General features: G+C 72.8%; 21 protein-coding genes and 2 tRNA genes. 15 read left to right on the top strand and 8 right to left on the bottom strand.

Annotated elements, in window-relative coordinates; translation table 11 throughout:
- Positions 1–18: 18 nt before the first annotated feature.
- The 3 genes from secD to ACRAKH_RS06080 are packed head-to-tail and all read right to left on the bottom strand — an operon-like array spanning position 19 to position 3,578.
- Positions 19–2,196 carry a protein translocase subunit SecD gene (gene secD / locus ACRAKH_RS06090; RefSeq protein WP_380729823.1) on the bottom strand — a complete coding sequence of 726 codons (2,178 nt, stop codon included), beginning with the start codon at positions 2,194–2,196 and terminating at the stop codon, positions 19–21.
- Between the two features lie 37 nt (positions 2,197–2,233).
- Positions 2,234–2,563 (bottom strand): hypothetical protein, encoded by a 330-nt coding sequence (locus ACRAKH_RS06085; RefSeq protein ID WP_380729821.1) that lies wholly within the window; start codon positions 2,561–2,563, stop codon positions 2,234–2,236.
- A 22-nt stretch (positions 2,564–2,585) separates the two neighbouring features.
- A complete protein-coding gene (locus tag ACRAKH_RS06080) occupies positions 2,586–3,578 on the bottom strand; it encodes a tetratricopeptide repeat protein (protein WP_447009674.1) in 993 nt (330 codons plus the stop codon).
- A gap of 146 nt (positions 3,579–3,724) precedes the next feature.
- Here ACRAKH_RS06080 and ACRAKH_RS06075 point away from each other — a divergent pair, with 146 nt between their 5' ends.
- The 8 genes from ACRAKH_RS06075 (at position 3,725) to ACRAKH_RS06040 (ending at position 10,062) form a co-directional block, all read left to right on the top strand.
- Entirely contained in the window at positions 3,725–4,186 is a 462-nt protein-coding gene (locus tag ACRAKH_RS06075) for a MarR family winged helix-turn-helix transcriptional regulator (RefSeq protein WP_380722580.1), read from the top strand.
- 273 nt (positions 4,187–4,459) lie between these two features.
- A complete protein-coding gene (locus ACRAKH_RS06070) occupies positions 4,460–4,663 on the top strand; it encodes a hypothetical protein (RefSeq protein ID WP_380722579.1) in 204 nt (67 codons plus the stop codon).
- A 56-nt stretch (positions 4,664–4,719) separates the two neighbouring features.
- On the top strand, positions 4,720–4,863 hold the full coding sequence (locus ACRAKH_RS06065) for a hypothetical protein (RefSeq protein WP_380722577.1): 144 nt from the start codon (positions 4,720–4,722) through the stop codon (positions 4,861–4,863).
- The gene (locus ACRAKH_RS06060; RefSeq protein WP_380722576.1) at positions 4,860–6,440 is read left to right on the top strand and encodes an AMP-binding protein; all 1,581 of its coding nucleotides are present in this window, start codon (positions 4,860–4,862) and stop codon (positions 6,438–6,440) included. Before ACRAKH_RS06065 ends, ACRAKH_RS06060 begins: the two co-directional genes overlap by 4 nt.
- A 215-nt stretch (positions 6,441–6,655) precedes the next feature.
- On the top strand, positions 6,656–6,799 hold the full coding sequence (locus ACRAKH_RS06055; RefSeq protein ID WP_380722574.1) for a hypothetical protein: 144 nt from the start codon (positions 6,656–6,658) through the stop codon (positions 6,797–6,799).
- A gap of 60 nt (positions 6,800–6,859) precedes the next feature.
- Entirely contained in the window at positions 6,860–7,351 is a 492-nt protein-coding gene (locus ACRAKH_RS06050; RefSeq protein ID WP_380722573.1) for a PH domain-containing protein, read from the top strand.
- Between the two features lie 68 nt (positions 7,352–7,419).
- Positions 7,420–8,844 (top strand): PH domain-containing protein, encoded by a 1,425-nt coding sequence (locus ACRAKH_RS06045; protein ID WP_447009954.1) that lies wholly within the window; start codon positions 7,420–7,422, stop codon positions 8,842–8,844.
- Positions 8,845–9,105: 261 nt separating this feature from the next.
- Complete coding sequence (locus ACRAKH_RS06040; protein ID WP_380722571.1) at positions 9,106–10,062, top strand: BTAD domain-containing putative transcriptional regulator; 957 nt, start codon at positions 9,106–9,108, stop codon at positions 10,060–10,062.
- A 34-nt stretch (positions 10,063–10,096) separates the two neighbouring features.
- Here ACRAKH_RS06040 and ACRAKH_RS06035 read toward each other — a convergent pair whose 3' ends face one another.
- On the bottom strand, positions 10,097–11,071 hold the full coding sequence (locus ACRAKH_RS06035; protein WP_380722569.1) for a GlxA family transcriptional regulator: 975 nt from the start codon (positions 11,069–11,071) through the stop codon (positions 10,097–10,099).
- Positions 11,072–11,142: 71 nt separating this feature from the next.
- Here ACRAKH_RS06035 and ACRAKH_RS06030 point away from each other — a divergent pair, with 71 nt between their 5' ends.
- Entirely contained in the window at positions 11,143–12,438 is a 1,296-nt protein-coding gene (locus ACRAKH_RS06030; protein ID WP_380722567.1) for an MFS transporter, read from the top strand.
- Here ACRAKH_RS06030 and ACRAKH_RS06025 read toward each other — a convergent pair.
- On the bottom strand, positions 12,370–13,908 hold the full coding sequence (locus ACRAKH_RS06025; RefSeq protein ID WP_380722565.1) for a helicase HerA-like domain-containing protein: 1,539 nt from the start codon (positions 13,906–13,908) through the stop codon (positions 12,370–12,372). The two genes, ACRAKH_RS06030 and ACRAKH_RS06025, sit on opposite strands and share 69 nt — an antisense overlap.
- Before the next feature lie 83 nt (positions 13,909–13,991).
- Here ACRAKH_RS06025 and orn point away from each other — a divergent pair, with 83 nt between their 5' ends.
- From orn to ACRAKH_RS06010, 3 genes are all read left to right on the top strand, one after another.
- Positions 13,992–14,603: an oligoribonuclease gene (orn, locus tag ACRAKH_RS06020; RefSeq protein ID WP_380722563.1), complete on the top strand. Its 612-nt coding sequence runs from the start codon at positions 13,992–13,994 to the stop codon at positions 14,601–14,603.
- Between the two features lie 62 nt (positions 14,604–14,665).
- Positions 14,666–14,741: transfer RNA gene (locus ACRAKH_RS06015), tRNA-His, on the top strand.
- Positions 14,742–14,834: 93 nt separating this feature from the next.
- Complete coding sequence (locus tag ACRAKH_RS06010; protein WP_380722561.1) at positions 14,835–16,463, top strand: ABC-F family ATP-binding cassette domain-containing protein; 1,629 nt, start codon at positions 14,835–14,837, stop codon at positions 16,461–16,463.
- Between the two features lie 3 nt (positions 16,464–16,466).
- On the opposite strand, the gene ACRAKH_RS06005 is transcribed toward ACRAKH_RS06010, so the two are convergent.
- Positions 16,467–17,666, bottom strand: coding sequence for a L,D-transpeptidase (locus tag ACRAKH_RS06005; RefSeq protein ID WP_380722559.1), 1,200 nt, complete (start codon positions 17,664–17,666; stop codon positions 16,467–16,469).
- A 236-nt stretch (positions 17,667–17,902) separates the two neighbouring features.
- Here ACRAKH_RS06005 and ACRAKH_RS06000 point away from each other — a divergent pair.
- Positions 17,903–17,975: transfer RNA gene (locus ACRAKH_RS06000), tRNA-Lys, on the top strand.
- Positions 17,976–18,064: 89 nt separating this feature from the next.
- On the opposite strand, the gene ACRAKH_RS05995 is transcribed toward ACRAKH_RS06000, so the two are convergent.
- Complete coding sequence (locus ACRAKH_RS05995; RefSeq protein ID WP_380722557.1) at positions 18,065–19,420, bottom strand: hypothetical protein; 1,356 nt, start codon at positions 19,418–19,420, stop codon at positions 18,065–18,067.
- 165 nt (positions 19,421–19,585) lie between these two features.
- Here ACRAKH_RS05995 and ACRAKH_RS05990 point away from each other — a divergent pair, with 165 nt between their 5' ends.
- Positions 19,586–20,698, top strand: a complete 1,113-nt coding sequence (locus tag ACRAKH_RS05990; RefSeq protein WP_380722555.1) for a sialidase family protein — start codon at positions 19,586–19,588, stop codon at positions 20,696–20,698.
- Between the two features lie 29 nt (positions 20,699–20,727).
- Here the strand turns inward: ACRAKH_RS05990 and ACRAKH_RS05985 are convergent, their stop codons facing one another.
- Positions 20,728–21,399 carry a hypothetical protein gene (locus tag ACRAKH_RS05985; RefSeq protein WP_380722553.1) on the bottom strand — a complete coding sequence of 224 codons (672 nt, stop codon included), beginning with the start codon at positions 21,397–21,399 and terminating at the stop codon, positions 20,728–20,730.
- 90 nt (positions 21,400–21,489) lie between these two features.
- Here ACRAKH_RS05985 and ACRAKH_RS05980 point away from each other — a divergent pair, with 90 nt between their 5' ends.
- Positions 21,490–22,602, top strand: coding sequence for a DUF2786 domain-containing protein (locus ACRAKH_RS05980; protein ID WP_380722551.1), 1,113 nt, complete (start codon positions 21,490–21,492; stop codon positions 22,600–22,602).
- Positions 22,603–22,640: the final 38 nt, after the last annotated feature.

Here is a 22,640-nt window from a genome sequence, read left to right as displayed (position 1 = left end):
CGCGTTTCGGGAGGGACCTCAGCGGCGCTTGTCCACAAGCGACAGACGACGTTCCAGCGCGATCGCCACCGGGGCCGCGGTGAGCACGGTGGAGACGGTGCCGGCGACCAGGCCGATCAGCAGCGCGGTGGCGAAGTCGGCCAGCGAGCCGTCGCCGAGGACGAGCAGCGCGGCCAGCACGAACAGCACGCCGATGCCGGTGTTCACGGTCCGCGGCAGGGTTTGCAGCACCGCGGTGCTCATCACCTCGGGGAACGGCGCACGCGTCCGCCGCAGTTCGCGCACCCGGTCGAACACCACCACCGAGTCGTTGACCGAGTACCCGATGACGGTGAGCAGCGCTGCCAGGAACACGGCGTCGGCCGTCTTGCCCAGCCACGCGAACACGCCGACGAGCACGACGACGTCCGTCACCAACGCGACCACCGTGGCCACGCCGAGCCGCCAGTCGAACCGGACGGCCAGGTACACCAGCTGCGCGGCCACCGCGATGGCCAGTGCGACCACCGCGTTGCGCCGCAGCTCGGAGCCGAGACTGGGGCCGATCAGCTCGTTGCTCACCTGCTCCGCGCCGCCGGTGGCCCGGTCGACGGCCTCGCCGAGCCGCACGGCGGCGGCCGAGTCGACGGGACCCGTGCGGACGGACACGCCGTCCGAGCCGGAGGTGACCACGACGGCGTCGGCGAACCCGGCCGACGCCAGCTCGGCGCGCACGCGGCCGGCGTCCGGCGAGGCCGCGGTGAACTCCAGCACCCGTCCGCCGGTGAACTCGACGCCCAGCTCCAGCCCGCGCACGACCAGCCCGGCGACGGCGGCGAGCAGCACGAGCCCGGCGGCCGCCAGCCACCGGCCCGGACGCCGGAACAGGGTGATGCCGCGCGCGGTGAGCCAGGTGCGGACGCGGCCGAGGGAGTGCAGGCCGCTCCACCGCGGCCGCCGTTCCAGCAGCGGCATGACGAGCTGCAACAGCACCCGGCTCAGCACCAACGCGCTGAACAACGACGCCAGCACGCCGATCGACAACGTGACGCCGAACCCCTTCACCGGACCCGTCGCCAGCCAGAACAGCAGGCCGGCGGCGAGCAGCGTGGTGACGTTCGAGTCGGCGACCGCGCTCAGCGCGCCGCGGAAACCCTGGTCGACGGACCGGGGCAGGCGTTTGCGCCGCGCGTACTCCTCGCGCGACCGCTCGAACACGAGCACGTTGGCGTCCACGGCCATGCCGATGGCCAGCACGAACCCGGCCAACCCCGGCAACGTCAGCGTCGCGCCGATCGCGAGCATGGCGGCGTACGCGAGGGCCGCGTACCCGCCGAGCGCCAGCACGGCCACGAGCCCGGCCAGCCGGTACACGAAGACCAGGAACAGCCCGGTCAGCGCGACGCCGATGATCGCCGCACGGGCGCTCGCCTCGATCGCCTCGGCGCCGAGCGTCGGGCCGACGGTCCGCTGCTCGACCACCTCGACCGGCACGGGCAGCGCGCCGGACCGGATCACCAGGGCCAGCTCCTCGGCCTCGGCCTGGGCGAACCGGCCGGTGATCTGCGTGCTGCCGCCGATCATGCCGGTGCCGCACACCGTCCCGACGTCGACCTGCGGCGCGGACACGACCTCGCCGTCGAGCACGAACGCCACCCGCCGCTTCGGGTCGCCGGGCGGTGAGCACGCGGCCTCGGCGGTCACCCGCTGCCACGCCCGCGGGGCGTCACCCTGGAAGTCGACGCCGACGAGGTAGCCGACGCCCTGCGGGTTGGGGGTGGCGCGGGCGTCCTTGATGCCCTCGCCGGTCATGACGACGTCGCCGAGGCTGATCGCGTCACCCTCGGGCGTGGGCACGTCGCCGAGCCCGGTCACCGGCTGCACGCGCAGCTGGGCGGTGCGGCCGAGCACGTCGATGGCCTCGGTCGGGTCCTGGACGCCGGGCAGCTCCACCACGATGCGGTGGTCGCCGGACCGGGCGAGGACGGGTTCCGCGACCCCGAGTTCGTCCACCCGGCGGCGCAGCACCTCCATCGCGCGGTCGGTGGCGTCGGACGTGGCCTCGGACGGTGTCTCCAGCACGACCTGGGTGCCGCCGCGCAGGTCGAGGCCGAGGCGCGGTTGGACGGTGAGCAGGGTGAACGTGGACGCGGCGAGCACGCCGAGGGCAAGCAGCCCACGGACGACGAGCGCTCGCCGCGCGCTGGGGCGCGGCATGGTGAAGAGACCTCCGGATGAGGTGAACGGGGTGGGTTCAGCTACCGGAGGTCGTGGGCGGCGCGCGGTCGCCGAGAGGGGTCCGGCCGATCCGCTCGGGGTCGCGGTGGGTCGGGTCGAGGACGTCCACCCGGACGGGCGGCGCGGGGGTGACGTGGACGGCGGGCTGCACGCCGTCCAGCGGTTGGCCGACGTGGACCTGCACGGGGTGCACGGCGTTGGCGCCTCGGGTGGCCGCGCCGGGCAGGTGGGCGCCGTCCACGGTGGCGGAGACGGCGACGACGTCGACGGGGGTGGCGGGGCCGGGTCCGGACACGACGAAACCCGCGATCAACGCCAGGATCGCGAGCACCGCGCGTCGGGTCATCCGCCCCTCCTCGACGTCCAGGTTAGCGACCGCCGCCGAGGACGACCACGGCTCCGCCGAGCAGCGCGCAGAGCCAGGCGACCACGAGCGGCTGCATCGTCGTCGCGCCGAGGAAGAGCGCCACCGTCCACCCGAGGAGCACGAGCGCGGACAGGCCGAACAGCGCGAGGACGATGGCGATCCCGGGCCGGTGCCGGGGCAGCCGGACCAACGCCCGCCGCACCCCGCGCCGGGCCCGCAGCAGGAGTTGCCCCACGACGGCGAGGCAGCCGACGACCAGCAGGCCGGAGAACCACCCGAGCAGCGGCGTCGGCTTCGGCATGCCGGCCAGCAGCAGGAGCAGCCCGCCGGCGACGAGCAGGGCGGCCAGCCGGGACAGCGCCGGCCCCACCAGGGCGTGCGCGGCGGCGAAGGTCTCGGCGGACGGCGGCGGCACGGGCGCGCCGCCGCGCTTGCGCCGCACCGTGCCCAGGTTGGCGCGGACGTCGTCGGCGCCGGGGTCCAGCCGCAGCGCGGTGCGGTAGGCGCGTTCGGCGGTGCCCCAGTCCCGCAGCCGCAGGGCGGCGTCACCCAGCACTTGGAACGCACGGGCCTCGGACGGCGCCAGGTGGGCGGCCCGCCGGGCGACGTCCACGGCCTCGTGGAGCCCCTTCGGGTCCTCCGCCAGCACCTCGGCGAGCACGACCTGGCACCGCCAGTCGTCCGGTTTGCGGCGCACGCACTCCCGCGCCGCCACGACGGCTTCGGCGTGCCGGCCGAGTTCGCTCAACGCCAGCGCGGTGAGCCGTTGCGCCCACACGGTGTCGCCGTTGAGGACGAGGGCGCGCTTCGCCGCGTCCAGCGCCGGGTCGGGCTCGCCGGCGTCGAGGTGCGCGGCGGCCAGCCGGCACCACGCCTCGCCGTGCAGGGGGTTCGCGACCAGGACGGGCCGGAGCAGGTCGATCGCCTTGCGGGGCAGGCCGCGGGCGGTCAACTCGGCCGCCCGCACGACGGCCGCGGCGATCGACTCGGACATCGCACCTCCCGACTTCGCGGACCAGTGTGTCAGTCCGGTGCAGCCACCCCCATCGGGTGAAGGGAGGACGCGGCGCCGGTCGACCGCCCGCACTTCCCGGTGAAGATGCTCCGAGCTGGGACTATGTCGCGGGTAGGGTCGACGGCATGGACGTCGCCGCCGATGCCGGTCGTGCGGGCCTCAACTGGCTGCTGCACCGCGCGGCGCAGAAGTTGGGCGCGGTCGCGCAGGAGGCGGCGGCACGGCACGGCATCACCACGCGCGGGCAGGTCGTGCTGACCGCGTTGGCCGGCGAGGAGTCCCGCCGCACCCAGCTCGCGCTCGGCCAGGCCCTCGGCCTCGACAAGACGACGTTGACCGCCGAGCTGGACCGGCTGGAACGCGCGGGCCTGGTCGTGCGGCGGCCGGACCCGGGCGACCGGCGCGTGCGGGTGCCCGTGATCACCGATCCGGGGCGGGCGGTGCAGGCGGACGTCGAGCGGCTGCACCTCGCGGTGGAGCGGGACTTCACGGCCGGGCTGGAACCGCGCGAGGCCGACGTGTTGCGGGAGCTGCTGGAGCGGCTGATCGCGTCCGACCACCGGGCCGACACCGGGTCGTGCCTGTGACGCACCCCGTCGACTGAATTCACCACCCAATCACCGACGCCCGCGTCATCGGCGGCGGCCGACCCCGATCCGATTATTACGATCTGTTGCCACTCTGCCCTTTTTCACGCTTCCAGGTGACTGGATGAGGTCCCCATGCGACGCTAGCGACAGCTCGGCACGGTCGCCCGACGGGAATTCCCCGTCATGGCACCAACCCGCGTGCGTCTCTTCCCCGCGAGCGCCCGGTTTGGTCCGAGCACCCCGTGTCGACACAGCTGGAGGTTGGGGGCCGTGGGTACAGGCAAGGAGTGGCAGATTTCCTGCCGCGACATCGCATCCCGTCGCCGGGACATGACCGTCTTCGTCAGCCAGGGCCACGTCGTGGTCACCGTGCCGCCGGGCGAGGCGGCCGTGCTGACGCCGTTGGAGGTGGGCCGCCTGCGCGCGGCCCTGCGCGACGCGGTGGTGAACGCGTCCGGCACCCCGGAGAACTGACCCCCATTTCGCCCGCCCTCTTCCTACTCGCGGGTAGGTAGTGCCAGTATCGGGCTGTGAGCACCTACGCCTCCAGCTCGGGAGCCCTGATCACCCCATCGAGGTCCGTCGCCCGCCCGGCGTGCGCGCCGGCCGCGTCCAGCCGGGTGACGGCCGGTGCGAGCGGCGCCGCCTCCGGGTTCGCGCGGGTGGTCCGGTGAACCGGGTCGTGGGCGCGCTGCGCGCCTTGGCGACCTTGGTGCGCGCCGGTGTCGTGCGGCCGATGCGCCCCGACCGGCTGCTCGGCGTCGTGGACGCCTTCCTGCGGTGGGGCGTCACGGTGGCATTCGGGTTCGCGACCGGCGCCGCCCGGCACCCCGACCGGCCCGCGATCGTCGACGACGCCGGGACGCTCACCTACGCCGAGGTCGACGAGCGGACCACCCGGTTGGCGCACGGCCTGCACGACCTGGGCGTGCGGGCCGGTTCGAAGGTGGCCGTGCTGTGCCGCAACCACCGCGGTTTCGTGGAGACCGTCACCGCGTGCGTGAAGCTCGGCGCGCACACCGTGCTGCTGAACACGGGGCTGAGCCCGGCCCAGGTCGCGACCGTGCTGCGCGAGCAGGACGTCACCGTGGTCGTCGCCGACACCGAGTTCCGCGCCCTGCTGGCCAACGCGCCGCGCAAGGTCCGCCGGGTGATGGCGTGGGTCGACGGCGCCACCAAGAGCCGGACGCTGGACCAGCTGATCGCCGACTCCCCCGCCACACCGCTGCCCGGACGCCCGCCGCGCGGCCGGATGATCGTGCTGACGTCCGGCACCACCGGCGCGCCCAAGGGCGCCAGGCGGCCGGAACCCGCGAGCCTCACGCCCGCCGCCGCCCTGCTGTCCCGCATACCGCTGCGCGCGGGCGACCGGTTCTCCGTGCCGGTGCCCCTGTTCCACACCTGGGGCCTGGCCGCGTTCCAGATCGGGCTCGTGCTCGGCGCGACCTTCGTGCTGCGGCGGAAGTTCGACCCGGAGCAGACCGTCGCCGACGCCCGCCGGCACCGCTGCGACGCGCTGTTCGTCGTCCCCGTGATGCTGCACCGCGTCCTCGACGTCGACGGGCGTCCGGACCTGCCCGACCTGCGGGTGGTCGCGTCCAGCGGCTCGGCCCTGCCGCCACCTGTGGCGCGGCGGTGCCTGCGGGATCTCGGCCCGGTCCTCTACAACCTGTACGGCTCGACCGAGGTGTCGTGGGTGAGCATCGCCCGTCCGGACGAGCTGCGCCGACGCCCGGACACCGCCGGCCTGCCGCCGCACGGCACCCGCCTCGCGATCCTCGACGAGCACGGCGACGCGGTGCCCGTCGGCGTCACCGGCCGCATCTTCGTGGCCAACGACATGCTGTTCGACGGCTACACCAACGGCAGCGGCAAAGAGGTCCGCGACGGCCTGATGGCCACCGGCGACGTCGGGTACCGCGACGACGACGGGCTGCTGTTCGTGGCCGGGCGGGACGACGAGATGATCGTCTCCGGCGGCGAGAACGTGTACCCGCGCGAGGTCGAGGACCTGCTCGCGGGCCTTCCCGGGGTGCGGGAGGCGGCCGTGGTCGGCGTGCCGGACGAGGAGTTCGGCCACCGCCTCGCCGCGTACGTGGTGTGCGACGAACCCGGCGCGCTGGACGAGGACGCGGTGCGCGAGCACGTGCGCGACAACCTTGCCCGGTTCTCGGTGCCGCGTGACGTGGTGTTCGTCGACTCCCTGCCGCGCAACGCGACCGGGAAGGTGCTCAAGCGGGAACTGCGGTGAGCACTCCTCTCCGTCTCATTACGCTCTGTGCCCGCCGTTCAACGCCTCTGAGAGTCCCGTGCCGGCGTAGTGCCCAGTTGGCGAAGTGCGAACTGGGTGATGACCGCCGTGACCTTCCTGTGCCATGCTCCGCTTGGACGCTTCCGGGCGTCTCCGCGGATCTGGTCCGGCTCCCCCCTGCCGACAAGCCGCCCCGATGGAATGGAGATCTGACGATGGTTGTGCACTTGCTGCGCAAGATCATGACTGTGCTGGCCCTGGGCGTGGGCCTCACAGTCGTCGTCGGTGTGCCCGCGGCCCTTCAGAGCGACAGCGCGGCAGAGGCCAGGATCTTCCAGACGCCGTACACGCAGCCCTGACGTCTTCTTGAGGCCGGGTTCGCGCGCACGCGGGCTCGGCCTTGAGGCACAGTGGACGGCGTGAGCAACGAAGTGTTGCGCCTGCGTGCGCCGCGGCACCAGGTGAGCCGCAAGTCGATCACCCTGTGGACCCTGCACGCGCTGATCGGCTGGACGGTGCTGCTCGTGCCGCAGGCGGTCGTGCTGGTCTTCGCCGCGTCGCCGTGGCAGGTGGCCGCCGCCGTCGCGACCCTGGTGCTCGGCACCGCGCACACGCTGGTGATGCCGCGCTGGCGGTACCGCGTGCACCGCTGGGAGGCCACCCCGGACGCGGTGTACACGCTGGCCGGCTGGCTGAACCAGGAGTGGCGCATAGCGCCCGTCTCGCGCATCCAGACCGTGGACACCAAGCGGGGCCCGCTGCAGCAGCTGCTCGGCCTGTCCACCGTGACGGTGACCACGGCGTCGGCCGCCGGGCCGGTGCTCATCGAAGGGCTGGCCCACGACGACGCGGTGCGGCTGGCCGACGAGCTGACCACCACGACCCAGGCCACGCCGGGTGACGCGACGTGACCACCGACCTGCCCGCCGCCCCCGAGTACGCCGAGCCCGTCGTCGACTGGCACCGGCTGGACGTGCGGATGCTCATCGTCCGGCCGCTCAACGAGCTGCTGGGCCTGGTGCCGCTCTTCGTCGGCCTGCTCGTGCTCGGCCGGGGCGAGACGTGGCGGCTGCTGGCGAGCGGCGGCGTGATCGTGGCGATCGTGCTGTTCGGGCTGCTGCGGTGGCTCACCACCCGGTACCGGATCACCACCGAGCAGGTCGAGATGCACACCGGCCTGTTCGTGCGCAAGCGCTTGGCGGTGCCGCGTGACCGCATCCGGACCGTCGACCTGACCGCGAAGCTCGGGCACCGGCTGTTCGGGCTGTCCGCGATCCGCGTCGGCACGGGGCAGCGCGACCAGCCGGGCGAGGACGGGCTGACGCTGGACGCCGTGTCGTCGGGCGAAGCCGAGCGCCTGCGCGTGCTGCTGCTCACCATCGCGCGTTCCGACGCGTCCGCCGAGGAGTCCGCGGAACCCGCGGAGCGACCGGGTGTCGTTCTGTCCCAATGGGACAACGCGTGGCTCCGGTACGCGCCGCTGACGTTGTCCGGCCTGGTGGCGGCCGGCGCGTTGTTCGGGTTCGTGATGAACTTCGCGCGGGAGCTGGACATCGAGGTGCTCGACCCGATGACGGAGGCCGCGCACTGGGTCGCGGACCAGCCGATCGGGTTGACCGTCGCGTTGTTCGCGGGCGTCGTGCTGCTGGTCGCCACCCTCGGCTCCGTCCTGGTGTACGTGGTGCAGTTCTGGGGCTACCGGCTGACCCGCGAGCCCGACGACACGGTCCGGGTGCGCCGGGGCCTGCTCACCACGCGTTCGGTTTCCGTTGCGGAGCAACGACTCCGCGGCGTCGAACTAATCGAACCGCTGTTGCTGCGGGCCGGGCGCGGTGCGCACGCCAAGACGGTGACCACGGGTCTGGGCCGCAAGGGCGAGAGCAACCTGCTCCTGCCGCCCGCGCCGGTCGCCGAGGCGCACCGGGTGTCCGCGGCGGTCCTCCGGCAGGACGAGTCGCCGACGTCGACGCCGCTGCGCCGGCACCCGCTCGCCGCGCTGCGCCGCCGGATGCTGCGCGCCGTCGCCCCGCTGCTCGTGCTCGCGGCCGTCCTGCCGTGGTTCGCGCCGAGCTGGACGTGGCAGGTCGTGCTGGCCCTGGTCCCGTTCTCGGCCGCCCTCGGCTGGGACCGCTACCGCTCCCTCGGCCACGCCCTGACCGACCGCCACCTGCTCGCCCGCCAGGGTTCCGCGATCCGGGAAACCGTTGCGCTGCAACGGACCGGCATCATCGGCTGGCGGGTCTCCCGCTCGTTCTTCCAACGCCGCGCGGGCCTGGTCACGATCTCCGCCACCACCGCCGCGGGCAACGGCGCGTACCACGTCATCGACGTCGCGGAGGCCGACGGCCTGGCCCTCGCCGACGCCGCCGTGCCCGACCTGCTGCGGCCGTTCCTGGAGCGCTGACGGGAGCGCCGAGCGGGGTGCCCCGGCCGGTCCCCCCTGGCCGGAACACCCCGCGTCGTGCGCTTCGCGTCACGCCACTGGGGAGAAACGGAGCGTTGCGCACGGCACCACGTTAAGTCGGCCCGGTGGAGGTTTCGCTGCACTCAACGCCGACGTCACACCTATGCCCTGACCTGCCATTATCACGCTCTGACGCTAACCGGTGACGGAAAATGGGCAAAATCGGCGGCAACGACGTCGGGTCGCTGCCACGATGGCCCGATGCGCGATGCCGACCAGCTGTCGCGATTCGCCCGGGCCGTGCGCGGACACCGCCTCGACGCGGGGCTGACCCAGTCGGAGCTGGCCACCAGGGCGGACGTCAGCGTGCGCACCGTTCGCGCCGTCGAACAGGGCCAGGTCGCCCGGCCCCGGTCGCTGGCGAAGATCGCCGCGGCGGTCGGTCTCACCTGGCCGCCCACCGGACCGCGGATCGGCGTGCTCGGCCCGTTGGTGGTGGAGACCGGAGTCGGCGAGGTCCGGTGGGAATCGCGCAAGCCCCGCGTGCTGCTGGGTCTCCTCGCGGTGCACCCGGGCCGGGTGGTCGGCCACGGCGAGATCGTGGACGTCCTGTGGGGCGAGGACCCGCCGGCCGCGCACCAGAACCTCGTGCACGGCTACGTCGCCAGGGTGCGGACCACGCTGGGCGACCCGTCGGCGGTCCGCACCGAACGCGGCGGGTACCGGCTGGACCTGCCCCACGACCACCTGGACGTGACGACGTTCGACGCCCTGGCCGCCCGCGCCGACGTGACCGCGCTCGGCGAAGCGCTGGACCTGTGGCGCGGCCGGGTGCTCGCCGACCTGCCCGAACTCCACCCGCACCCCACCGTGCAGTCGATCGCGGCCCGCCGGTCGGCCGCGGCCGTGGCCCTGGCCGACCTCGCGCTGGACCAGGGCGTGCCCGGCGAGGCCGTGGAACGCCTGCGGCGGCTGGTCGCCGACGAGCCGCTGCACGAAGGACTGCACGCCAAGCTCCTGGTGACGCTCGCCGCCGACGGCAGGCAGGCGGCGGCACTGGAGGAGTTCGCCCGCATCCGGTCACGTCTCGTCGACGACCTCGGCGTCGAACCGGGCCCCGACCTCCGCGCCGCGCACGTGCGGGTCCTCCGGCAGGACTTCCCGGACGACCGCGCGGTCAGGATGCCGAGAACCACCCGAGTCGCGGCGCACGGCTGACACCGTCCACGGGCTCGGCCCCCAACGGGAAGCGCTAGCCGGCTGACCGGAACGTGGTGCGGTAGACGCTGGGGGCGACGCCCAGGATCGCGCTCATCTGCTGGCGCAGCGCCGCACCCGTGCCGAAACCGGCGTGCCGCGCCACCTGGTCGACCGACAGGTCCGTCGTCTCCAGCAGGTGCCGGGCCCGTTCCACGCGCTGCTGCGTGATCCACTTGCCGGGGCTCACGCCGGTCTCCTCGCGGAACCGGCGGGTGAAGGTGCGGACGCTCATGCGGACGTGCGCGGCCAGCGCGCGGAGGTCCAGCGGCTCGTGCAGGTGTTCCAGCGCCCACGCGCGGGCGGGGGCGGTGGACGTGTCGGTGACATCCGGGATGGGGCGGACGATGTACTGCGACTGCCCGCCCGGCCGCCACGGTGGCACGACGCACCGGCGGGCGGCCATGTTGGCGATCTCGCTGCCGTGGTCGTGCCGGACGAGGTGCAGGCACAGGTCGACGCCCGCGCCGACGCCCGCGGACGTGAGGATGTCGCCCTCGTCGACGAACAGCACGTCCGGGTCGAGGTCGACGTGCGGGAACAGGCGGCGGAAGTTGTCGGCGTGGCTCCAGTGCGTGGTGGCCCGGCGCCCGTCCAGCAGACCGGCCGCGGCCAGCACGAACGCGCCCGTGCAGATGGACAGGACGCGCGCGCCGCGGGCGACGGCCGCACGCAGGGCGTCCCGCACCTCCGGCTCGATCGTGCCGTCCTCCAGGACCCGCGCGCCGTAGTGGACGCCGGCCACGAGGACGGTGTCCGCCTCGGCCAGCAGTTCGAGGCCGTGGTCCGGGGTGATGGTGAACTGGCCCGAGCTGCGCACCGGCCGACCGCCCGGCGTGCAGATCCTCACCTGGTAGAAGCGCCGCTCGTCCTCGTCACGGGCGGCGCTGAAGATCTGCGTCGGCGTGCCCAGGTCGAACGTGACGACCTCGTCCAGGGCGAGCACGGCGACCAGGTGACGGCGGTCCATGGCCGGATTCTTGCACATGATGGCCATCGAGCCACTTTCCCGGACGGGGCTGGGTCGCGCACGCTTCCGACGTGATTCGCAACAGGCAGAACTGGGCATGGGTGGTCGCCGGCGTCGGCTTCATCGCGCTGGTCGGCGCCGCCGCGTTCCGGGCGACCCCGGGCGCGCTGATCGAACCGCTGCGCAGCGAGTTCGGCTGGTCCACCGGCACCATCGGCTTCGCCGTGTCGGTCAACCTCGTGCTGTTCGGCCTGACCGCGCCGTTCGCCGCCGCCCTGATGGAACGCCTCGGCGTGCGCAAGGTCGTGGCGAGCGCGTTGACGCTGGTCGCGGTGGGCAGCGGGCTGACGGTGTTCATGACGACGGCGTGGCAACTGGTGCTGTTCTGGGGTGTGCTGGTCGGCCTGGGCACGGGGTCGATGGCGCTGGCGTTCGTCGCCACGATCACCGGCCGCTGGTTCGTCAAGCACCGCGGCCTGGTCACCGGCGTGCTGACGGCGGGCGGCGCCACGGGGCAGCTCGTGTTCCTGCCGCTGGTCGCGGCGCTGTCGGAGTCGTCGGGCTGGCGCACGGCGTCGATCGTGGTGTCCGTCGCGGCCCTCGCCGTGGTGCCGCTGGTCCTGCTGTTCCTCCGCGACCACCCGGCCGACCTGGGCGTCCCGCCCTACGGCGGTGACGAGGTCGTGCCGGTCCCGGTGACCACCGGCGGGTCCGCGCGCCGTGCCGTGAGCGCGCTGGTCGGCGCCGCCCGCACCGGCCCGTTCTGGTTCCTCGCGGCGGGCTTCGCGATCTGCGGGGCCACCACGAACGGCCTGGTGGGCACGCACTTCATCCCCGCCGCCCACGACCACGGCATGCCCACCACGACCGCCGCGGGCCTGCTCGCGCTGGTCGGCATCTTCGACATCGTCGGCACGGTGCTGTCCGGCTGGCTCACCGACCGCGTCGACCCGCGCCTCCTGCTCGCCGTCTACTACGCCCTGCGCGGCGCGTCGCTGCTGGTCCTGCCGCAGTTGTTCATGGACGCCGTGCACCCGTCGATGCTGGTGTTCATCATCTTCTACGGCCTCGACTGGGTCGCCACGGTGCCGCCCACGGTCGCGCTGTGCCGCGAGGTGTTCGGCCTGTCCGCGCCGGTCGTGTTCGGCTGGGTGTTCGCGTCGCACCAGATCGGCGCCGCCGTCGCCGCGACCGCCGCCGGCCTCACCCGCGACCACTTCGGCGACTACGCGCCCGCCTGGTACGTCGCCGGCGTGCTCAGCATCGGCGCCGCGTTCCTGTCCATGAAGGTGAAGCGGTCAGCGGCGCTTGCGGGCGGTCCCGAAAAGGCCCCGGGTGATCTCACGCCCGAGGGCGCTCGCCGCTGACCGCAGGAACGACTTGACGGCCGTGTTGCCGAGCACCTGCTCGACCACGCCCGGCTCGTCGCGCCGCGGCTTCGCCTCGGCCGGCGCCTCCGCCGACCCCTCCGGCTCCTCGTCGGCCGGGGTCGGCGGGGGCGTCACCTTCGCCGACAGCTTCTCGTACGCCGACTCGCGGTCGATCGTCTCCGCGTACTTGCCGTGCAGCTCGGACGACGCGGCAGCCGCCTTGATCGCGTCCGGCCCGATGGTGTCCATCAAGGACCGCGGCGCGCGCAGCCGCGTCCACGCCACCGGTGTCGGCGCGCCCTTCTCGCTCAGCACCGTCACGACCGCCTCGCCGATGCCCAGCGACGTCAACGCCTCGTCCAGCTCGTAGTGGGGCGTCGTCGGGTACGTCTTCACGGCCTTCGCCAGCGCCGCCTGGTCCTCCGGCGTGAACGCCCGCAGCGCGTGCTGCACCCGTGCGCCCAGCTGCGACAGCACGGCGTTCGGCACGTCCGTCGGGAGCTGCGTGCAGAAGAACACGCCCACGCCCTTGGACCGGATGAGCTTCACCGTCTGGGTGATCTGCTCCAGGAACGCCTTGGACGCGTCCGCGAACAGCAGGTGCGCCTCGTCGAAGAAGAACACGAGCTTCGGCTGGTCGAGGTCGCCCTCCTCGGGCAGCACCTCGAACAGCTCGGCCAGCAGCCACATCAGGAACGTCGAGAACAGCGCGGGCTTGGCCTGCAACTCGGCCAGCTCCAGCAGCGACACGACGCCCTTGCCGTCGACCGCGCGCATCAGGTCGCGCGGGTCCAGCTCCGGCTCGCCGAAGAACGTGTCGCCGCCCTGCGCCTCCAGGTTCACCAGCGCCCGCAGGATCACCCCCGCCGTCGCCGACGAGACGCCGCCGAGGCCCTTCAGGTCCTCCTTGCCCTCGTCGCCGGTGAGGTGGCTGATCACGGACCGCAGGTCCTTGGTGTCCAGCAGCGGCAGGCCGCGCTTGTCGGCCCAGTGGAAGATCAGCCCGAGCGTGGACTCCTGGGTGTCGTTGAGCCCGAGCACCTTCGACAGCAGGATCGGGCCGAAGCTGGTGACGGTCGCCCGCACCGGCACGCCGACACCGCCCGTGCCCAGCGACAGGAACTGCACCGGGCACGCCTGCGCCCGCCAGTCGTCACCGGTGTCGGCGGCCCGCGCGGTGACCCGGTCGCCGCCCTCGCCCGGCTTCGACAGGCCCGACAGGTCGCCCTTCACGTCCGCCATGACCACCGGGACACCGGCCGCCGACAGCTGCTCGGCGATCAGCTGCAACGTCTTCGTCTTGCCCGTGCCGGTCGCGCCGGCCACCAGGCCGTGCCGGTTGAGCGTGGCCAGCGGGAGCCGCACGCGGGCGGTCGGCTCCACCGCGCCGTCGACGAGCACGGCGCCGAGTTCGATGGCCGCGCCCTCCGAGGCGTAGCCGGCAGCGATGTCGCTCTGGGCCGTCATTGCCATGAGCGTAATGAGATTGGTAGGGGCCGCCACCCGAAGCGACGCGGGCCCCGGGCGGCCGGGCGACTAGGCTCGCGCGGGTGATGGATCGCCTGGTGTGGATCGACTGCGAGATGACCGGCCTCGACCTGGGCAAGGACGCCTTGATCGAGATCGCGGCGCTGGTGACGGACGCGGAGCTGAACGTGCTCGGCGACGGGGTGGACGTGGTGATCCACGCCGACGACACCGCGCTCGACTCGATGCCCGACGTCGTCATGCAGATGCACGCCAAGTCCGGGCTGACCGAGGAGGTCCGGCGGTCGTCGGTGACCCTCGCGGACGCCGAGGCCCAGGTGCTCGCCTACATCCGGGAGTGGGTGCCGGACCCGCGCACCGCCCCGCTGGCGGGCAACTCGATCGCGACGGACCGGGGCTTCATCGCCCGCGACATGCCGGAGCTGGACGCCCACCTGCACTACCGCATGGTCGACGTGTCGTCGATCAAGGAGCTGTGCCGGCGCTGGTACCCGCGCATCTACTACGCGCAGCCCGAGAAGGGCCTGGCGCACCGGGCGCTCGCCGACATCGTGGAGTCGATCCGGGAGCTGGCGTACTACCGGCGGACGGCGTTCGTGCCGCAGCCCGGCCCGTCGTCGGAGCAGGCGCAGGCCGTGGCGGCCGAACTCCTGGCGGCCGACGGCCTGAAATAGGGTCGATTTCAGACCCGGCGGCAGGGCACTGTATGCTTCACCCGCCGGGTCAGCCGGTCTTGGTGGGTGTAGCTCAGCTGGCAGAGCACTGGGTTGTGATCCCAGGTGTCGCGGGTTCAAGTCCCGTCACTCACCCCAAGTGGAACGCCCCTCGACCTCGTGTCGAGGGGCGTCTTCTTTTGTCCGCCGCCGTCCGTCCTTGTCCGCCCCGCCACCTGCCGTGGAGTTGTCATGAGCGCCACACTCGTCGCGAAGGACCTGGCCGCGGGCCACGGCGACCGCGTGCTGTTCGAGGGTCTGGACCTGGTCGTCGCGCCCGGTGACGTGATCGGCCTGGTCGGCGCCAACGGCGCGGGCAAGTCGACGTTGCTGCGGACGTTGGCCGGGCTGCTGCCCGCCGAGCGGGGTGTGATCCGCCTCTCCCCCGTGACGGCGACGGTCGGGCACCTGCCGCAGGAGCCGGACCGCCGTCCGGGCGAGACGGTGCGCGCGTTCCTGGCCCGCCGCACGGGCGTCGCGGACGCGCAGGCCGAGCTGGACCGGGCCACCGAGGCGTTGACCGCGGGCGAGGACGACGGCTACTCCGAGGCGTTGGAGCGGTGGCTCGCGCTGGGCGGCGCGGACCTGGAGGAGCGGTCGCTGGAGGTCGCGGCCGACCTCGGGCTGGACGTCTCGCTCGACCTGCCGATGACGGCCCTGTCCGGCGGCCAGGCGGCGCGGGTCAGCATGGCGTCGTTGCTGCTCAGCCGGTACGACGTGTTCCTGCTGGACGAGCCGACCAACGACCTCGACCTGGACGGCCTGGCCCGGCTGGAGCGGTTCGTGACCGGGCTGCGCGCGGGCGCCGTCGTGGTGTCGCACGACCGCGAGTTCCTCGCCCGCACGGTGACGCGCGTGGTGGAGCTGGACCTGGCACAGCAGCAGGTGCGGTCCTACGGCGGCGGGTACGAGGCGTACCTGGAGGAACGGGAGATCGCCCGCCGGCACGCGCGGGAGGAGTACGACGAGTACGCGTCCACGCGGGCGTCGTTGGAGGAGCGGGCCAGGGCCCAGCGGGCGTGGATGGAGAAGGGCGTCAAGAACGCCCGGCGCAAGGCTCCCGACAACGACAAGGTCGGGCGCAAGTTCCGCACCGAGGCGACCGAGAAGCAGGCGTCCAAGGCGCGGCAGACGGAACGGCTGATCGAGCGGCTGGACGTCGTCGAGGAGCCGCGCAAGGAGTGGGAGCTGCGGATGGAGATCGCCGCCGCGCCCCGGTCCGGCGCGGTCGTCGCGGTGCTGCGGGCGGCGGTGGTGACGCGCGGGTCGTTCACGCTGGGCCCGGTGGACCTCCAGGTGGACTGGGCGGACCGGATCGCCATCACGGGCGCGAACGGCTCGGGCAAGTCGACGTTGCTCGCGACGCTCCTGGGCCGCGTCACGCCGACCTCGGGCTCCGCGTCGTTGGGCTCGGGCGTGGTGGTGGGCGAGGTCGACCAGGCCCGCGGCCTGTTCCTCGGCGACGAGCCGCTGCTGGACGCCTTCGGCGCGGCCGTGCCGGACCTGGTGCCCGCCGACGTGCGCACGTTGCTGGCGAAGTTCGGGCTGAAGGCGGCGCACGTGGTGCGGCCCGCCGCGTCCCTGTCCCCCGGCGAGCGCACCCGGGCGGCGCTGGCGCTGCTCCAGGCCCGCGGGGTGAACCTGCTGGTGCTCGACGAGCCGACGAACCACCTCGACCTGCCCGCGATCGAGCAGCTGGAGTCGGCGCTCGACTCGTACACCGGCACCCTGCTGCTCGTCACGCACGACCGGCGGATGCTGGACGCGGTGCGCACGACCCGCCGCCTGGAAGTGGCGGCGGGCCGCGTCACGGACGTCTAGTCCTCAGCGGTTGCCCTTGGTCCACTGGTCCCACGGGATCTGCCAGTCGCCGAAGCCGTCCCACGACTCCAGCGCCGGGCCGCCCGAGTTGGTGACGATCACGACGTCGCCCTGCTTGGAGTTGTCGAACACCCACTTGGCGTTCTCGGGCGACAGGTTCAGGCAGCCGTGGCTGACGTTGCGGTGGCCCTGGTCGCCGATCGACCACGGCGCGCTGTGGAAGAAGATGCCCGAGTTGGACATGCGGTACGCCCAGTCGACCGGCGTGACGTAGCCGCCCGCCTCCAGCGACAGGCCGTACGTGCGGGAGTCCATCACCATGTGCGCGTGCTTCTCCATGAGCACGTAGGTGCCCGTGGGGGTGGGGTTCTGCGCGTCGCCCATGGACGTCGGCATGGTGCGCACGACCTGGCCGTTGACCTTGGTGACGACCTGGTGGGTCTGGCCGTCCGCCTCGTGGATCACGGCGTCGCCGATCGTGGTGGTGATCAGGCGGTCTTCCTCGCCGTAGACGCCGTTGCCGACGTGCTTGCCGTAGATCTTGGCGTCGATCGTGATCTTGGTTCCGGGCGTCCAGTAGTTCTGGGGCCGCCAGTGCGCGGTCTTCTCGTCGAACCAGTAGAAGGCGCCCGCGACGCGCGGCTCCGTGGTGATCGAGATCATCGCCTCGGCGGCGGCCTTGTCGGCGATCGGCTCGTCGAAGTAGAAGGCCAGCGGCTGGCCGACGCCGACCGTGGTGCCGTCCTGCGGGTTGACCGACAGGTAGGTCAACGTGCGCGGCTTCACGGTGGTGAAGGTGGACGTCCTGGTGACCGGCTTGCCGTCCGTGCCCTGGCCCGTGACGGCGAGCGTGTAGGTCTTCTGGTAGCCCAGGGGTTCCGTGTTCGTCCACACCAGACCGTCCGGGCTGACCTGGCCCGCGACGACCTTGCCGTCCGCGTTGGTCAGCGTGGCCTGCGTGATCTTGCCGTCGCTCGCCGTCGCCACGACCGGCACGCCGGGCGGCACGTCGACCGCCGCGTCCGCGGGGCCCGTGGTGAGCGTCACGGGCTTCGGCGGCGGTGTGGACGACGTCGTGGTGGACGGCTCCCCCGCGCCGTCCCCGGTCGCGGCCGACCCCGACGAACAACTTGTGATCAACGTCGCGACCAACCCGATCGCGATGAGCTCCAGAGCTCTGCGCGTCCCCCGCTTGCGGTGCATCCCGTCCTCCGCTTCGTCCCCCACACACACCGGGACTTCCCGTTACGAGAGTTCGTCCGGTGTCCCCTGACAAGGTGACGCTCGGAGGGTTGACGATGTTGCCCGAGATGCCGGATCGTTACCAAGGCGAAGTTCCCCCTGCACCAGGGCGGCACACCCGCCCTGACCAGGCGATTGGGAGCCGCGTCGGACGCTGTGCTAATGTTCTTCGCGTCGGACAGAGCAAGAGAGTCCGAGCGCCGCTAGCTCAACTGGCAGAGCAGCTGACTCTTAATCAGCGGGTTCGGGGTTCGAGTCCCTGGCGGCGCACAATACGAGAACCAGGTCGGCATTCCGCCGACCTGGTTCTTTTCATTCCGGCGGTTAACTCGCGCCGATGCCGTTCCAGCGCGCGGCCGTCAATCCGCGAGGTATTCGCACGGCAGGTCGAAGTACCACCCCTCGGGCTCGTGCACGATTCGCCCGGCCGGTCGGTCGCCCGCCGCGCACTGCGCCTCCGCCCCGGCCACGCCGACGTCCCACGGCCGACCGTCCAGCACCCCGGCCGAGCCTGTGAAGTGCAGCACAACGCCCACCAGCACGGCGACGCCCACCAGCACGCGCCCGGCCCACGCCGTCACGCCCGCGAACCGCCCGCGCAGCCCCGAGTCCACGCCGGCGGCCATCGCGGTGAAGAGGAACAGCGCCGGCGCGATGCTGTACCGCTGCGCGGCCATCACCACTCCGGGTTTCTGCACCTGCAGCGCGGCGCTCCAGTTGGCGATCAACGAGACCGCGATCACCAGGACGCAGGAAACGGCGCCGAGCACCACCAGGAATCGTCCCGCGCGGTCGGCCCACCGCAACCCGGCGACGATCGGCACGACGACGAGCAGCAGCGCGATCACCACGGGAACGTTGCCGAACTCGGGATAGACCTCGTCGACCGGTTCCGATCCGAGGAACGCCACCACCGGAACCCTGAGCAATCCCGCGAGCACCACCTGCACGGGGTCGACGGCGTCGTGCGAGTACGGGGTCCGCTCGGCGAACGCCATCGCGAGCCCCTGCGCCGCCGCCGCCACGAGGAACACGATCGGGATCACCCGATCGCGTCGGCCGGGCAGTGCCAACCGCAGGAGCGCCACGGGGGCCAGGAAGAACGCCAGCGGGCTCGACAGGGTGGCGAGGACGACGAGCACCGCGACCGGGACGAGCGGCGCCGACCGCCACAGCAACGCCCAGAACACCCCGTAGACCAGGAACCAGTGCACGTTGGCGAGGTTGTCCAGCGTCTCGGAGTTCCCCGCCGGCAGCACGACGACCAGCGCGGCCAGCGCGAACCGCACCGGCGTCGACCGCAGGTAGCCGGCCGACGCGGCGAAGGCGGTCAACGCCACCACGGCCCGCAGCGCCGCCGCCGACACCGCGATCACGGCGGCGGCCCAGTCGAGCGGGAACAGCGACGCCACCTCGGCGAGCAGGCGGGGCAACGTGTGCAGGTAGCCGCCGTAGGGCGCGACCACGTTCGCCGTGAACGGCTGCGTGAGGGCGTCGAGCAGGAACCGCGCGCCGTCCTCGGCCCACATGCGGTCGAGCCGGGACAGGCCGGCGGGCGTGAGGAGCTGGAACCCGACCGCGGCGAGGAACGCCAAGGCGTACCCGAGGACGAGCCGGCCGCGCGGCCGTCGTTCGGCGGGGCCGGGCGGGAACAACCCCTCCGCGAACCCCCGCGGTCCGGCGGAGGTCGACGGGTTCTCGTCCACGACGGCCACTTCACATCCCCCTCGGATCCGCCAAGCGGTCGGCACGCTACACCGGGACCGGCCGCTCCCCGGCGTGGACCGGGAATCCGCCATACCGGTGACACCGGCGCGATCGCTTCCCACCACTCCCCCGTGCCCGCATGATCTGAACCAGCGACGGAGGGGGTTCCGGGGATGGTCAGGACACGTGGCCGTTGGGCGTTGGCGTTGCTGGCCTCGGTGGCGTTGGCAGGCGTCGGCGCGCCACCGGCGTCCGCGACCGTGAGCATGGTCGCGGACATCGTGCAGGAGCCCGGCGAGTACGAGGCCCGGTTCCCGGACATCGTGAAGCTCGACGACGGCAGGCTGATGGCCGTGTGGCACCGGGCGACCGCGCACGCCGGAGCGGTCGGCACGATCCAGCTGTCGTTCGGCGGCTCCAACGGACGCACGTGGAGCGCGCCCACCCCCGCACTCGCCAACCCGGACACCATGGCGGGCGTCGACACGCGCGACCCGAAGCTCGGCAGGATGAACGACGGCAGCGTCGTGCTGACGTTCTTCGTGCCCGGCGGCCGGGTCTACTACTCGGTGTGGAAGCCGGGCTGGACGCGGTTCACCGACCCGGTCCAGCTCACCGCGCCCGGCATCGCCACCGCCACGTACAGCCACGGCGGCGCGCTGGCGCTGGCGGACAGCGGAACCCAGGTCGACCAGGTGCTGATCCCCGTCTACACGACCGGGACGACGGGCGGCGCGCACTTCATCCGGGCGACGTGGCGGCCCACCCTGAGCCCGCGGCTCCTGGTGTCCGGATCGCACAAGATCATCACCAACGACAACCCGGTCGGCCGCACGTACACCGAGCCCAGCTTCGTCCAGTTCGGCTCCACCGTCGTCGCCGTCGTGCGGGCCGAGCAGGACGGCGGCGGCTCGCCCGCGATCGTCGTCCGGTGGAACCCCTACGCGGACACGCCGACGTTCGCGTACCAGAGCTTCACCGGCGTCCTGGCGAACTCCCACCACCTGCTCAAGACCTCCGCCGGGCAGGTCCTGTTCACCTACGGCGACCGCGCGCGGACGAACCGCCCCACCGTCGGCATGCTGATCGCCAACCCCACCTCGACGTGGGCCGCGAACACCGTCGTCCCGCTGTACAACTCCGGCGCGGCGGACCAGGCGAACCCGTCGAGCGTGGAGATCGCGCCGGGGACGTTCCTGATGCTCGGCTACAACGCGAAGGACAAAGCCACCTCACCGACCGGCGGCACGCTCTGGGTGATCGAAAGCCACACCGCGGACTACTGACCGTTCCGCGGAGGCCCCCGGACTCGCCGTCAGCCGAACGCGAGGGCGATCCGCCGCCCGGCCAGCAGGCGGGTCCGCCGCACCTCGACGTCCACCTCCGCCACCGCGCCGCGGTCCAGGCGGTCGTAGGACTTGGCCAGGAGCCAGTGCGCGGCCTCGGCGCCGATCGGGTTGAGCACGCCCTGCTCGGCCAGGCGGCGGCGGGCGGTGTCGACGTCGCGGGTGACGAAGGCGGTGCGGATCATGCCGCCGGTCAGCTCGTCGATCAGGAAGACCATCGCGTGCTCGTCGCGGCCGAACCGGTACTCGCAGATCAGGGCGAGGTAACCGGCGTCGAGGGAACGGTCGCAGATCCACGCCCCGCCCACCGCGAGAGGTGGGCCGGCCGGGGTGACGGCGTTCGCCGCCCACTCGCGCGGACGGCCGGTGAGCACGGCCGCGAGCACGCGCAGCAGCGCGTGGTTGCGGCGGCTGGGCAGCGACACGGCGTGGTCGATCAGGCCCGCCCAGAACTCCTCGTCCGGCCGCACGTCGGCGACCGCGCTGCTGACGGTGAGCTCGGCCTCCAACGGGTCGAGCAGCTGCGGCAGGGCGCGGCAGCGGTGGACGACCTCGCGTTGCGCCGCGGTCAGCGGCGTCCCCCGCGGACGGCGCACCACCACGATCGGCCGCCGCTTCGGGACCTGCGTCTTCCGGCTCACCGCGCGAGGCTGGCACGTCGGGACGCCCCTCGGGCCGCAACGCGCACCGGGTGCGGGGACACCACACCCGAAAGGGGACAATCGGCGGTTGTGGACTCCCTGCGCGAGGTGTTGTGGCGGGCCGCGGCGAACCGCCGGGCCAGGCTGCCGCGCACCTCCGACCTCCCGCCGGCCGACGTGGACGACGCGATCCGGGCGGGCCTCGGGCGCGCCTTCGAGCACCTCTGGGAGCACGGCTGGCTGCCTTACGACGTGTACGAGGTCGTGCGGCGCAACGAGGACGAGCGCGCTGTGTCGTTCCTGGTGGACGCGCTGGCGTGGGAGGCGTCGCGGTACCCGGCGTTGCACCCGCGCTGGCAGGAGCAGCTGGCCGAGATCGGCGCGACGGTCTGGTGGGACGTCGCGCGGCCGCACGTCGACCAGTGGGCGGCCAGGCACATCGAGCTGCGGGACGACGCCGTGGCCGCCGCGGTGGCCGTGCTCGCCGTGCTGATCACGTTGCCGGGGCTGCCGGTGATCGTGCCGAAGCCGGGCACGCCGCTGGCCGCGATCGACCACCACCACGTCGACCCCAAGATCCTCAACCGGGTCCGCGGGCTGCTGGCCAAGGCGGAGTCGACCGCGTTCCCCGACGAGGCGGAGGCGTTGTCGGCCAAGGCCCAGGAGTTGGTGACGCGGCACGCGTTGGAGCGGATGCCGATCGAGGCGCCGACGACGACGTCACGCCGGTTGTGGCTGGACAAGCGGTACTTCGACGGCAAGGCCCACATCGTGCACGTGGTCGCGGAGGCCAACCGGTGCCGGGCCGTGGTGTACGACCTGGGGTTCGTGGCGCTGGTCGGCGAGGAGCTGGACCTGGAGATCGTCGAGCTGCTGTCGGCGTCGTTGCTGGTGCAGGCGACGCGGGCGATGGTGGCGGCGGGAGAGAAGGCGCGCAAGGGCGACGAGGCGCGGTCGGCGGCGTACCGCAAGTCGTTCCTGTTGTCGTACGCGCACCGGATCGGGGAACGGCTGCGGACCGCGAACGAGCCGCCGGACGACGACCGGCTGCTCCCCGTGCTGGCCGAGCGCAAGAAGGCCGTGGAGGAGTACTTCGGCGCGATGTTCACCCGGACCGTCTCCAAGACGACGCCGGTGCGCAGCGCGGCGGGCTGGGACGCGGGCCGCTCGGCCGCCGACCGTGCCCACCTGTCGATCACCTGACCTGCGCTTTCACCGAAACTGTCGGTGCCCGTCCGTAC

Source organism: Saccharothrix hoggarensis, assembly GCF_052936025.1.
Note: the sequence above shows the minus strand (reverse complement) of the source record. Positions and strands in the feature narration are given on the sequence as shown.